The sequence below is a fragment of the Corynebacterium sp. LaCa54 genome, from assembly GCF_046717495.1.
GTDB classification, from domain to species: Bacteria; Actinomycetota; Actinomycetes; order Mycobacteriales; family Mycobacteriaceae; genus Corynebacterium; species Corynebacterium kefirresidentii.
The window spans coordinates 932,232-944,852 of record NZ_CP177115.1 but is presented as its reverse complement, the minus strand read 5'-3'; the positions used below and the strand labels follow the sequence as shown (position 1 = coordinate 944,852).

Here is a 12,621-nt window from a genome sequence, read left to right as displayed (position 1 = left end):
TCTTCTAGAAGGCCATCTACTCTTCCGGGACAGTTTCTTCGCTGTCCCGTTTCTCGTTTTCCAGCTCTTCTTTCAATCTCTGTGCATCCTCGTGCGCATTGTGCCGACGCCGCTGTGTCGCCTGCGCCACCGTCTGCGCCCACCTCCGATTTTTCGCTGCGAGTGGCCCGCTAGCTTCGTCATAGACCCACGTGGAATCCTCAAAAAGCCAGACTATGTCCCCACTAATCGGATCCTTTATATAAAAGGCCCGCCCATCAGTCTTGATGTTGTGGTGATGTTGGCATAGGCACGCAAGATTGGCCGCCGCCGTAGGCCCTCCTTCGGCAAAGTCGTGTCGATGGTCCATCTGGGAAGCCATTGCTGGCCGCGTGCAGCCGGGCCATCGGCAGGTTCCGTCGAGTCCTTCCACAAAGGCACGGATATGGGGCGGAGTTACGTAGTTTCCACTTTCGTCCTGTGCTGCCTTTTCCATATCGCGGACGGTTGTCGCCCGCGTTTGCATGTCGTCGGCAACCTCTGGCGAGACCCAACCCAAACTTTGAACGAAGGCTGGCGCATCAGGAAGATCGCAGCGGTACATATTGAGCACCACCTTCGCCTTGGCTTCAGCCTTGCCGGTGAGCAGAGCAACTGCCGCTTGGGCCAAGGAAATGTCCTTCTCCGTAGCCACGCTGCGGATATTTCGGTCAATGATTTCGGCGGTTTCTAGGCCCACGTCGAGACAAACTGCAGCCCACTCCCCTCCCGTGGGCTCGAGGTTATAAGACTCCTTACGGCGTGGATCGCGTGCGGCGATAGTGGGATCGAGGCGGACAATAAGCTCCCGCAACTTACGCCGCAGGTTGCGATGGGAGGGCAATTTTTGGTTGGGGCGCTTGGGGGTGAGGTAGGTGGTTAATTCGGCGTCGATAAGCAGCCGTTTATCGGCGTCAATCTCCCCTAGCTTGGAAAGTGTCTGGTCGATAGTAATTAAGCGGTCTAAATCTAGGTGGTAGAGCTCTTCCTGCCGCGCTTGAAGGTGTGGTAGCTCCTTTAAGCGCTCAAAGGCGAAGATAATATTTCTAATTCGAGACTGCCGCGTACCAGTAAGGTCCGACAACGATTGGCTGATGATTTCGATATCCTCATCCGGATCTGGATGCAGGCGCCTCCATTACAAGTATTCGGCCTTGCGTATGGTTGTAGCTGCTCGTGAGGTTGAATTTTGTGAATTGGTATTGGCAAAGTAGGGCGCATTCATAGACTTCCCCCGCAGAAGTTTCCCTAGAACATGTTTGCGCTTTTAGTATATAAAATCGCTCCGACACGCTACCCCCGTTTATAGTAAAACTGCTGGTCACAGCGTATGAAAAAATGGGCCTCCGAAGAGGCCCATTGAGTCGAAAAATTTAGTCGCGCCAGCGTCCACCGCGCTTGCGTCCACCGCCGTGATCACGGCGTGGTGGTCGGCCGGTGTCCTTTTGAATATTGATGAGCTGGCCGGAAATGCGCGTATCTTTTAGGCGCTTGAGCACAGCTGGATCCAAATTCTTCGGCAGGTCCACCAAGGTGTGGCCTACCGCGATGGTGATGCGGCCAAAGTCCTTGGCGGACAAGCCACCCTCATTGGCGATGGCACCCACGATGGCTCCCGGGCGCACATTTTGCCGCTTGCCGACGTCCAATCGGTACGTCTCAAAGTCACCATCCGGCCGCTTTGGCCCACGGCCCTTGCCGCCACCCTTGAAGTCGCGGTCGCGCTTGCGATCGTCACGACGGTCGCGCTTTGGCTTCGGAAGCGGTTTGTCTTCCATCAGGAAGTTCTTTCCGCCTTGCAGCATAACGGCGAGGGCTGCAGCAATATCGTCCATGGCCGCGTTGTTCTCCTCGGAGTACTTGCGTACCAAAGAGCGGAAAAAGTCCGCCTGCTTATTGTCCATGGAGTTGGTAATGGACTGCGCGAACTTTTCCTTGCGCTTTTCATTGACCTCATCGACGGAAGGCAAATCCATTTCTTCCAAGCGGGCATTGGTTACGCGCTCAATGGAACGCAGCATGCGTCGCTCGCGCGGAGTGACGAACAGGATGGCTTCGCCAGAGCGCCCCGCGCGGCCGGTGCGGCCGATGCGGTGCACGTAGGACTCGGTGTCGTTAGGAATATCGAAGTTAACCACGTGGGTGATGCGGTCGACGTCGAGGCCACGAGCGGCAACATCGGTAGCCACGAGGATGTCCAGACGGCCATCCTTGAGCTGATCGACGGTACGCTCGCGCTGCGCCTGCGCAATATCACCGTTGATGGCTGCGGCGCTAAAACCGCGGTCCCGCAGGGTCTGGGCTACCTCTTCGGTCTCGTGCTTCGTGCGGCAAAAGACGATGATGGCATCATAATTAATGACCTCAAGGATGCGGGTGAAGGCATCCATCTTCGCGCGATGCGGGATAAGAAGGAAGCGCTGCGTGATGTTGTCATTGGTGCGGCGCTCGGACTTCACCGTGACCTCGGCAGGGTTGTCGAGGTAGCGCTTAGACAGGCGACGGATAGCGTTCGGCATGGTGGCCGAGAAAAGCGCCACCTGCTTGCGGTCCGGGGTATCCCCCAAGATGCGCTCAACGTCTTCCTGGAAGCCCATGTTCAGCATCTCATCGGCCTCATCAAGGACAAGGAACTGCAGCTGAGACAGGTCCAGCGAGCCCTTTTCCAAGTGGTCGATGACACGACCTGGAGTACCCACGATGACCTGCGCACCGCGACGCAGACCGGATAGCTGAATGCCGTAGGCCTGACCGCCATAGATAGGCAGTACCTCGACGCCCTTGAGGGACTCGGCGAAGGACTGGAAAGAGTCTGCCACCTGCAGGGCCAGCTCGCGGGTGGGCGCGAGCACGAGTGCCTGCGGGTGACGGGCCTTAGCGTCAATTTGCGACAGAACTGGCAGCGCGAAGGCCGCGGTTTTGCCGGTACCGGTCTGGGCGAGGCCGACTACATCGCGGCCTTCCATCAAGATCGGGATGGTTTCTTCTTGAATGGGGGACGGCTTGGTAAAGCCTACTTTCGCAACGGCTTCCAGAATCTTCTCTGGCAGGCCAAGATGTGCGAACCCCTGGGAGTTGTCATTGGCCGAGTCTTGAGACTCAGCGCCGGTGTCCTCAGAAGTATTCGCAGCCCTGGTGTCCTTGGTGACACCTTGCGAGTTGTCCTGAGATTCCGACTTTTTAAAATCTTCCGGCTCGTTGACGCCGCCGGTGGCGTTATCGGTAATGCTCATTGCTTCACCAACCCTACGCGATTGCAGCTATAAACTCCATTGCGCAGCTCCTAGGCTTTCCTAGCCCAGATTTCCTGCCCTGTTCGAAGCAGTTCGAAAACACCGAAGTGTGGCGTCGGGTCCGTCTTCTACTGTGCAGCCTATGAGTCATCCACGCCCACGATTCCTTGACGACCAAGCACGTATCCGAGCCAAGCTAAGTTCTTATCCAGGGTTCAGCACGGAACTAGACCCGCCGGTAGACCTTTATTTATCCTCGCTGTCTACGGGCCTGATCTATCCCACTAGACGCAGCCGTCGGCCACAGAGCGGAGAGTATGTACACATAACAGACCGGCGTTTTCATCTAAACCCCGTCTTTCGCATAACCGGGGTGGAGGATAATTTTGAGTTTTATGTGGTGGAGCTAGAGCCAGTGCGCTTTCACTGCACGGAATACGCCGCACGCCCAAAGCTTCTTAGCCTCGGCAGCGTGGTGGACAACGAGAAAGCAACCTACTTTCCGGTGGAGTTTGATTTCGCATCCCGTGGCAAGTTTGTGACCTTTAGTGCCGTCGATAAGCCGAAGATAGGCCACCTATACTCCTGCTTTACTTCACAGCCTCGGCACCCTTTATGCCTACGCATAGAATCCACGGAGGACAAAAATGGGCTGGTGCGTGCCCAAGTGAGCGAGGTCTATAGCGATTTTGAGCGCGGAGAAAGAAAAGGCCCGCGAAAGGACTATGGACCCGACAACCTCCCCTACCGGCCACCGGCTTTCACCCGCAGGGACGTAGAGATAGAGCTAGGGCGCTTTCGTCGCCTCTACGACCCAGAGTCGTGGACTGTCCACGGTGCACAAGACGAAGAAACCCTCTTTATGGTGGAAGATCCGGATGGATCGCGCGCAGTCTTTATCGGCAAGAAGGATGCGTGGCTACATATGACAAAAGAAAAAGGCCGCCGACTATATCAGATAGCGGCGACCTTTCTAGAAGAGCGCTAGGCTCCGGCGATAAAGGTGCGATAGCTCAGCGGCATGCCTGGGCGGTAGGCCAAATGCACGGCGCTGGGGGCGTCGAGCACGTGCAGGTCGGCGGCGGCGCCTTCCACGATGGTGCCCTTGGCGGGTCGGCCCTGCGGGTCGAGACCATTGCCCACGTTGTGGCGGCGCAGAGCGGTCGCCCCGCCGGTGGTCGCCGCGTGGATAGCCTCATCGACGGACAGGTACTGCTGGAGGACCGCGGTGGTCACGCAGTAGTTCATCGAGGAGGTATAGGACGTGCCGGGGTTGAGGTTGGAGGCGATGGCGAGGATTGCGCCGGCGTCGAGAAGCTTGCGGCCTGGGGCTAGCGGCTCGCGGGTGGACAGATCGCAAGCCGGCAGCATCGTGGCCACGGTATCGGAGTTAGCCAGCAGTTCTACGTCCTCGTCGCTCAAGTGATTGACGTGGTCTACCGAGGCCGCACCCAACTCCACGGCTAGGGCCACGCCTGGGCCTTCGCCCAGCTGATTGCCATGCACGCGCAGGCCAAGGCCTAGCTTCTTACCGGCTTCCAGTACGCGCCGGGATTGTTCCTCGTTGAAGGCTCCACGCTCGCAGAAGACGTCGATCCACTGCACATAGGGAGCGACGCCCTCGAGCATCGGGCCAACGACTTCGTCGAGGTAGTCTTCCGCGTCTGCCCCTGGCGGCACCAAGTGGGCGCCAAGGAACGTCACGTCATCTACGTGGCGGGACGCGACCTTAGCGGCCTCTACCTCGGACTCGGTGTTGAGGCCGTAGCCCGTCTTGGTCTCGAAGGTGGTGGTGCCGCCGCGACGACCAGCGGCCACGCGATCTGCCACCAGCTTGTCTAGGCGGTCGGTGCCGGCCTGGCGGGTGGCGTCCATGGTTACGGCGATGCCGCCAGCCTCATAGGAACCGCCGGAGATGCGGGCCTCAAACTCAGCGGAGCGGTCACCGTCGAAGACCATGTGGGTGTGCGAATCGACCCATCCCGGCAGGACGGCGCGGCCACCCAGGTCCACCTTCTCATCGGCGGCCGGCGCTTCGGATGCCGGGCCAATCCAGGAGATGGTGCCGGATTCGGCTACCAGGGCGGCGTCGTTAAGCGTGCCGCGCTCGCTGACCGTACGGAGTTCTGAAATTCCGGTAAAAAGTGTGCTCATCTAGTCCCTTGCCTTGAATTCCATTGGAATGCGGACGTCGCGCTCATCGGCGACCTCCTTTGCGCGAGTGTAGCCGGAATCAACGTGGCGGATAACGCCCATGCCCGGGTCATTGGTCAGCACCGCGCGCAGCTTAGCCGCAGCAAGCTCGGTGCCGTCCGCAACGGTAACCTGACCGGCGTGGATGGAACGGCCCATGCCTACGCCGCCGCCGTGGTGCAAAGATACCCAGGTAGCACCGGAGGACACAGCGGTCATGGCGTTGAGCAGCGGCCAGTCGGCCACGGCATCGGTGCCATCGAGCATGGCTTCGGTCTCACGGTACGGGGAGGCCACGGAGCCGGAGTCCAGGTGGTCGCGGCCGATGACAATAGGAGCCTTGATCTTGCCCTCGCGCACCAGGTCATTGAAGAGCAGGCCGGCCTTGTGGCGCTCGTTATAGCCGAGCCAGCAAATGCGTGCCGGCAGGCCCTCGAATTCGACGTACTCCTCAGCGGCATCGAGCCAGTTGTGCAGGTGCTCGTTATCCGGGAAGAGCTCCTTGAGCGCTTGGTCGGTGACCTTGATGTCCTCTGGGTCACCGGACAGGGCGGCCCAGCGGAACGGTCCTAGGCCCTCGCAGAAGAGTGGGCGGATATAAGCCGGGACGAAGCCTGGGAATTCGAAAGCGCGCTGGTAGCCAGCCTTACGGGCCTCATCGCGAATGGAGTTGCCATAGTCAAAGACCTCGGCGCCCTCATCCTGGAATTCGACCATGGCCTGGACCTGGGCCGCCATGGACTCACGAGCCTTCTTGGTAAAGGTGGTCGGGTCTGCCTTGGCCTCGTTATGCCAGTCCTCCATGGTGATTTCAGAGGGCAGGTAAGACAATGGATCGTGGGCCGAGGTCTGGTCGGTGACGATGTCGACGGTAAATTCCCCGGCGCGCTGGCGGCGCAGGACCTCTGGGAATACCTCGGCGGCGTTGCCTACCAGGCCTACGGAGAGCGGCTTCTTGTTTTCCTTAGCGTCAAGAACCAGCTTGAGTGCTTCATCTAGGTCGGTGACGACCTCGTCCAGGTAGCGCTTGTGCTGGCGGCGCTTCAGGCGGGTTTCATCAACGTCCACAATGAGGCAGGCGCCACCGTTAAGGGTGACAGACAGCGGCTGTGCGCCGCCCATGCCGCCGCAGCCGCCGGTCAGGGTGAAGGTGCCGGCCAGGGTGCCGTTGAAACGCTTCTTGGCCACGGCTGCGAAGGTCTCGAAGGTGCCCTGCAGGATGCCCTGGGTAGCGATGTAAATCCAGGAGCCGGCCGTCATCTGGCCGTACATCATCAGGCCTTCATCCTCGAGCTTGCGGAAGTGCTCCCAGTTAGCCCAGTCTCCCACCAGGTTGGAGTTAGCAATAAGCACGCGCGGTGCCCACTCATTGGTCTTCCAGATGCCCACCGGCTTGCCGGACTGCACCAGCAGGGTTTCATCGGATTCGAGGTCCTTGAGGGATTCTACGATGGCGTCAAAGGCTTCCCAGCTGCGCGCTGCACGACCGGTGCCGCCGTAGACCACGAGGTCCTCGGGGCGCTCGGCAACCTCGGGGTCGAGGTTATTCATGAGCATGCGCAAGGGCGCTTCGGTCTGCCAAGACTTGGCGGACAGTTCGGTTCCGCGCGGCGCGCGTACTTCGCGTGGTTGAGACATGGCTTCCTTTCTTCGTGCTTTTTCGACGCCCTCCCAAGTCCCCTAGGCCGGTGTCCCGGGGCTGTCCCCGAGGACTTGTTCAGCGTCACATGTCATAAAGTACTGTGACATAGCTCTGTGTACCATGCCACATGAACCCTAACTGTCTCGTATATGAGACACAGGCGGGATGATCTACGATGGCCTGCATGCGCCGGTTCATCCCCTTCCTTTCCGTGGCCCTCCTCGCCGCTTGTTCCACCCCCGCCGAGGAGCCGCAGCCACCCCACTATGTCGCCCTGGGGGATTCCTACGCGGCCATGGGATCCACTACGCTGCCGCTCGATCCGCCCAATACCTGCGTGCGCGCTCAGGATTCCTACCCCGAGCTTGCAGCCAAGGAAATGGACGCGGAGCTCACCAATGTAGCCTGCCAGGGCGCTAGCACCCTCGATGTGCTTTCCTCGGCCGGCGAACACCCCGCCCAGGTCGACGCCCTGCGAGAGGACACCGACCTGGTGAGCCTTTCCATCGGCGGCAATGACGCCAGCTTCGTACGCCTTACCCAATGCGCCACGGATGATATCTGCCAGGCGGAATCCGGCCCGCAGATAGACCTGGAAATTCGCGATCTACCCCGCCGTCTAGACAAGGTCTACGAGGAGATCCACCGCCGCTCCCCTGACGCGAAAGTCCTGGCTACTGGTTATCTTCCGCTAATTAAGCGCGGCGAGACCTGCCCCTACATAGAAAAAATCCCGGCCAGTGACCGGGAATGGTTGGCACGCTCCATCGAGCGCATCAACCAGGCGGTGCGCGAGGCCGCCGAGCGCAATGGGGCTATATACGTGCTTGCCGACGCCGCCTTAGACCACACCGCCTGCTCCCCCTCACCGTGGGTGGACTTCACGGGCCAGGAGACTAATTCCTTTCCCATGCACCCCACCCACGCGGGCCAACAGGCCATGGCCGATGCACTACGCGCTGCCCTCTAACCCGGCGCGCGCGGCGTCGTCGGAACCAGGCACGCGCATCTCGAACTTTTCTGTGACCACGGTGTAGTCAAAGTAGCCCATGCGCGCGATGGGCTTGATCTTGAGGATGTCGAGCTTGCCTTCCTCATCGATGACGGATTCATCGATATGGATGGTCTTTACATCCGCTACCACGAGGTCGATGCTGCCCACCTTGGAATTACCGGGCACGCGCAGCGTGGTTTTGTACTGGCACTCGAACTTCACCGGCGATTCTTTCACCATGGGAATGCGGTGATTGTCCGCATACTCCTTAGTAACGGAAAGGCGGTCCCACTCGCTGTCGCCATAGTCAAGCACCTGGGCGGATTTATTGACTTCCTCACGCAGGTCATAGGTGGCCATATTCCACACAAACCAGCCGGTTTCCTCCGCGTTAAGCACCGTGTCCTTGCGGCGACCATCCGGGTATTGGTTGGCCGAAAACATCACCATTGGTGGATCGAAAGTGAGGTTTTGCCACTGGCTATAAGGCGCGATGTTTTCGCAGCCCTCACCGTCCACGCTGGAAAGCCAGCCAATGGGGCGCGGCACTGTGCTCGCTTTAAAAGGGGAAAACGGCAAGGGGTTGGGCTCAGATTGTGGGTGCCAAGAAATGGTCGACATATTAGCCACGCAGCTTTCCAGTAGCGTTCTCAACGGCTTCGACAAGCGCACCCTCCTTAACCAGGCGCACGGTCTCCTCGATTTCCGGCGATAGGTAGCGGTCCACACCTGGACCCGTGACGGTCTCGCGCAGCTTGGCGATGACCGCGCCGGTTCCCTTGGCTGGGGTGCCCTCGCGCATGTCGATAGCGCGGGCGGCGGTGAGGATTTCTACGGCAAGCACGCGCTGCAGGCCATCGACGGCCTTGCGTAGCTTGCGGGCAGCGGACCAACCCATGGATACATGGTCTTCCTGCATGGCCGAAGAAGGAATGGAATCGGCCGAAGAGGGGTTGGCTAGGCGCTTCATTTCGCTCACGATGCCGGCTTGGGCGTACTGGGCGATCATGTGGCCAGAGTCAACACCGGGGTCGTCGGCAAGAAAGGCGTTCAGCCCGCGGTTGCGCGCCGGGTCCAGGAAGCGGTCGGTGCGGCGCTCAGAAATGGAGGCCAAGTCCGCAGTGACAATTGCCAGGAAGTCAAGCGCATAGGCCACCGGCGCGCCGTGGAAGTTGCCGTTAGAGACCACGCGACCATCCTTGGTCACCACCGGATTATCCACCGCGGCAGCCAGCTCGCGCTCGGCCACCTGGGCGGTGTGGGTCAAGGTATCGCGGAATCCGCCAGCTACCTGCGGGGCGCAGCGCACGGAGTAGGCATCCTGCACTTGGTTCTTCTTAAACTCCTCCAGCGCGGCCTCCAAGATCTCAGAGCCTTCGGCCACCTGGAGGATATTAGCCGCAGCATCGGCCTGGCCCGGATGCGGGCGCAGCTGCTGCAGGTCATCCGCGAAGACCACGAGGGTACCCAGCAGGCCTTCCACGGTCATGGCGGTGGCAATATCGGCGGTCTTTGCGGCCGCGCGCAGGTCAGTGATGGCCAGGCAGAGCTGTCCCAGCATGCCATCGGTGCCGTTGATAAGCGCTAGGCCTTCCTTCTCGCGCAGCTGCAGCGGCTCGATGCCAGCTGCGGCCAAGGCTTCGCCCGCATCCTGCAGCTCGCCGTTCACGCGCACCTCGCCCTCTCCCAACAAGGCCAGCGCACAGTGAGCAAGCGGCGCCAAATCGCCGGAACAGCCCAGCGAGCCATACTCGCGCACCACCGGCACAATGCCGGCATTAAGGGCCTTGGCATACGTTTCCACCACTACGGGGCGCACGCCGGTGCGGCCAGTGCACAAGGTGGACAGGCGCAGCAACATCAGTGCGCGGATGACTTCTTCTTCCACTTCCGGGCCGGTACCCGCAGCGTGCGAACGCACCAGGGAAAGCTGCAGCTGGGCGCGCATCTCCTCTGGGATATGGCGGCGAGCGAGCGCGCCAAAGCCGGTGGAAATGCCATAGACCGGGGTGGGATCTTGTGCTAGTTCTTCCACGCGCTCGCGGGTAGCGGCTACCTCTTCTAGGGCTGCAGGCGCAATCTCCACCTGCGCGCCATAGCGGGCAACGGCAACAACATCCTCGATGCTCAGCGCGCCGACGTTTACGGTCACGGTGGTTGGGTAGGCGTTAGGCATGGCAAATACTCCTCTAAATAAGGGATCAACAATTGTGATGTGTCGCGCGACAGCCTAACGCGATGAATGTATGCTACCTCACTTTTTGCGATTGCGGTACATTTTGGCCGCGACCTTGTCCGATACCTCTAGCAAGGCCCGAATAGCGGCGTCCACCTTCACATCCGGCGTCCCAACCGGATACGTCACCGCCACCGCCGCTGCAGGGCGGTCCAAGTGATCCAGGATGGGCGCCGCTACAGAGGCCTGACCGCGAGTAATCTCTTCGATCTCTTGATCCCACCCGCATGCAGCCACCAAACTCAAGCGCTTTTTCAATGCAGCAAAGCCGCTACCTCCCGCAGTATCAAAGGCGGCGCGCACCTCCGCATCAGGCAGATGCGCCAGCATCACGCGCCCGGACGCCGTTTTATGTGCCTGCAGGCGCACACCCACCTCAGTGACCAAGGAGGTAGCACCCACCGCACGCACCTCTTGCAAATACAAGATTTCCGAGCCTGCCATACGTGACAGGTGCCCCGATCCACCCACCAGCGCCGCACACTGTTCCAAATCCCGAGTGGCCATGCGCACCAAGGGCTGCTGCGTTACATAGGCCGAAGCCATGGAATACGCTGCCAGGCCCAGTCCATACGTCTTGTGCTCCGGCAAATGGGCTACAAAACCAGCATCAACCATCTCCGCCAGCAGGTGGTATGTAGACGAGCGCGGCAGGTTGAGCTCACCTTGGATGCGGGCGGCGGATATAGGGACGTCGATGGTGGACAAAAGCTTGAGGATCTCCATCGCATGACGCGCCGCCGGGACTCTGTTGGTACTCACGGAGGGCAATTTTAAGCACCACTGTGGCGCTTATCAGTGCAGCACACGGCACCAAGTCTGAAATTCCAGACAAATAAATATGTTCCATGACACACCTTGGACAAATAGAGACTTAGACTACATAAAACTTTTCATACGCTAGGAGATGCCATGTCCCAACACGGCCTTAAACACAGGCACCTGCACTTCATCGCCCTCGGATCCGCGATCGGCACCGGACTGTTTTATGGTTCAGCCGGTGCCATCCAAGCCGCTGGCCCCTCTGTCCTCGTCGTCTATCTCCTCGCCGGCGCGGTGGTGTATTTCATGCTCCGCGCCCTAGGTGAAATGGCCGTGCGCCACCCCATCACCGGCTCCTTCGCCGGCTACGCCCGCATGTTCATGGGCGGATGGGCGGGCTACATCACCGGCTGGATGTTCGCCTTTGAGATGGTCATCGTAGCGCTTGCGGACCTCACCGCCATCGGCGTTTATATGCGCTTTTGGTTCCCAGACGTCTCGCAGTGGGTTTGGGTTGCAGCCACCTTGCTCATCGTGGGCGGCGCAAACCTCGCCACCGTCAAGGCCTTCGGTGAACTGGAATTTGCCTTTACCATCATCAAGGTCGGCGCCGTACTCGCCATGATTGCCGGCGGCCTTGCGGTATTAGCCTTTGGGCTTTCCGATGCCCACACCACCGGCCCCGTCAACCTCGTCAACGACGGTGGCTTCTTCCCCAACGGCCCCACGGGCATGATCGCTTCTTTCATCCTCGTTCTCTTTGCCTTTGGCGGCACCGAAATCATCGGTGTTGCCGGCAGCGCCGCCCAGCACCCAGAAAAATCCGTACCCAAAGCAATCAATACGGTGCCCATGCGCATCCTGCTTTTCTATGTCCTTGCCATCGCCGTCATTCTCATGATCACCCCATGGCGCGAGATTACCGGCGAGCAGTCCCCCTTCGTCCAAATCTTTAATACCCTCGGCGTTTCCTGGGCTGCAGGTTTGCTCAACTTCGTGGTCATTACCGCCGCTTTATCGGCCATCAACGCCGACCTCTTCGGTGCAGGACGCGTCATCACTGGCCTTGCCCACCAAAAGCACGCCCCTAAGTTCATGTCCAAGGTAGTGCGTGGCGTACCCGTAATGACCACCATCATCCTCATCGCCACCATGATCATTGGCACCATACTCAATGCCCTCCTGCCGGAGAATGTCTTCGAGGTCATCGCCTCGCTAGCTACCTTCGCCACCGTGTTTGTCTGGCTTATGATTCTGCTGGCTCACCTGTACTCCCGGCGCGGAATGAGCACACAAGACGTAGCGAACCTCAAATACAAAGTTCCCTTCTGGCCCTATGGTCAGTACCTGTCCATCGCATTTATCCTCATGACCTTCGGCATAATGGTCTGGCAAGAGGAGTACCGCATTTCCCTCGTTGTGGGTGTGGCCTTCATTGCCATTATGACGGCGGTTTATTTCCTCACCAACCGGCACGAGGTAACACATGAGGATGAACCCACCGAAGAGCCAGAAGAACTCGTCGTTTCCGCCTAACATCGAA

At 59.6% G+C, this 12,621-nt stretch carries 10 protein-coding genes; 3 read left to right on the top strand and 7 right to left on the bottom strand.

The features are described 5' to 3' along the window. Nucleotides 1-16: 16 nt before the first annotated feature. Together ACLI1M_RS04710 and ACLI1M_RS04705 are read right to left on the bottom strand one after the other, a co-directional pair. Nucleotides 17-1,102 carry an HNH endonuclease signature motif containing protein gene (locus tag ACLI1M_RS04710; protein WP_248098960.1) on the bottom strand — a complete coding sequence of 362 codons (1,086 nt, stop codon included), beginning with the start codon at nucleotides 1,100-1,102 and terminating at the stop codon, nucleotides 17-19. 289 nt (nucleotides 1,103-1,391) lie between these two features. After that, nucleotides 1,392-3,251 (bottom strand): DEAD/DEAH box helicase, encoded by a 1,860-nt coding sequence (locus ACLI1M_RS04705; protein ID WP_411706704.1) that lies wholly within the window; start codon nucleotides 3,249-3,251, stop codon nucleotides 1,392-1,394. A 373-nt stretch (nucleotides 3,252-3,624) separates the two neighbouring features. On the opposite strand from ACLI1M_RS04705, the gene ACLI1M_RS04700 reads away from it, so the two are divergent. Continuing rightward, a complete protein-coding gene (locus ACLI1M_RS04700) occupies nucleotides 3,625-4,239 on the top strand; it encodes a hypothetical protein (RefSeq protein WP_248098963.1) in 615 nt (204 codons plus the stop codon). Here ACLI1M_RS04700 and hutI read toward each other — a convergent pair. Both hutI and ACLI1M_RS04690 read right to left on the bottom strand, forming a co-directional pair. Continuing rightward, complete coding sequence (gene hutI, locus ACLI1M_RS04695) at nucleotides 4,236-5,405, bottom strand: imidazolonepropionase (protein WP_200287729.1); 1,170 nt, start codon at nucleotides 5,403-5,405, stop codon at nucleotides 4,236-4,238. The genes ACLI1M_RS04700 and hutI overlap by 4 nt on opposite strands. Beyond that, nucleotides 5,406-7,082, bottom strand: coding sequence for a urocanate hydratase (locus ACLI1M_RS04690; protein WP_411706703.1), 1,677 nt, complete (start codon nucleotides 7,080-7,082; stop codon nucleotides 5,406-5,408). 188 nt (nucleotides 7,083-7,270) lie between these two features. Between ACLI1M_RS04690 and ACLI1M_RS04685 the strand changes: the two genes are divergently transcribed. Beyond that, on the top strand, nucleotides 7,271-8,056 hold the full coding sequence (locus ACLI1M_RS04685; protein WP_248098965.1) for an SGNH/GDSL hydrolase family protein: 786 nt from the start codon (nucleotides 7,271-7,273) through the stop codon (nucleotides 8,054-8,056). On the opposite strand, the gene ACLI1M_RS04680 is transcribed toward ACLI1M_RS04685, so the two are convergent. From ACLI1M_RS04680 to ACLI1M_RS04670, 3 genes are all read right to left on the bottom strand, one after another. Beyond that, a complete protein-coding gene (locus ACLI1M_RS04680; RefSeq protein WP_239208274.1) occupies nucleotides 8,039-8,629 on the bottom strand; it encodes a flavin reductase family protein in 591 nt (196 codons plus the stop codon). The genes ACLI1M_RS04685 and ACLI1M_RS04680 overlap by 18 nt on opposite strands. Nucleotides 8,630-8,702: 73 nt before the next feature. Beyond that, nucleotides 8,703-10,256: a histidine ammonia-lyase gene (hutH, locus tag ACLI1M_RS04675; protein WP_248098966.1), complete on the bottom strand. Its 1,554-nt coding sequence runs from the start codon at nucleotides 10,254-10,256 to the stop codon at nucleotides 8,703-8,705. Nucleotides 10,257-10,334: 78 nt separating this feature from the next. Next, entirely contained in the window at nucleotides 10,335-11,042 is a 708-nt protein-coding gene (locus ACLI1M_RS04670) for an IclR family transcriptional regulator (RefSeq protein WP_248099140.1), read from the bottom strand. Nucleotides 11,043-11,228: 186 nt separating this feature from the next. On the opposite strand from ACLI1M_RS04670, the gene ACLI1M_RS04665 reads away from it, so the two are divergent. Beyond that, complete coding sequence (locus tag ACLI1M_RS04665; RefSeq protein WP_248098967.1) at nucleotides 11,229-12,614, top strand: amino acid permease; 1,386 nt, start codon at nucleotides 11,229-11,231, stop codon at nucleotides 12,612-12,614. Nucleotides 12,615-12,621 lie beyond the last annotated feature (7 nt).

Bases quoted from the DNA above. Each gene is read 5' to 3' on its own strand.
- ACLI1M_RS04690 (WP_411706703.1), bottom strand. From the start codon at position 7,082: ATGTCTCAACCACGCGAAGTACGCGCGCCGCGCGGAACCGAACTGTCC.
- hutH (WP_248098966.1), bottom strand. From the start codon at position 10,256: ATGCCTAACGCCTACCCAACCACCGTGACCGTAAACGTCGGCGCGCTG.
- hutI (WP_200287729.1), bottom strand. From the start codon at position 5,405: ATGAGCACACTTTTTACCGGAATTTCAGAACTCCGTACGGTCAGCGAG.
- ACLI1M_RS04705 (WP_411706704.1), bottom strand. From the start codon at position 3,251: ATGAGCATTACCGATAACGCCACCGGCGGCGTCAACGAGCCGGAAGAT.
- ACLI1M_RS04670 (WP_248099140.1), bottom strand. From the start codon at position 11,042: ATGGAGATCCTCAAGCTTTTGTCCACCATCGACGTCCCTATATCCGCC.
- ACLI1M_RS04665 (WP_248098967.1), top strand. From the start codon at position 11,229: ATGTCCCAACACGGCCTTAAACACAGGCACCTGCACTTCATCGCCCTC.
- ACLI1M_RS04685 (WP_248098965.1), top strand. From the start codon at position 7,271: ATGCGCCGGTTCATCCCCTTCCTTTCCGTGGCCCTCCTCGCCGCTTGT.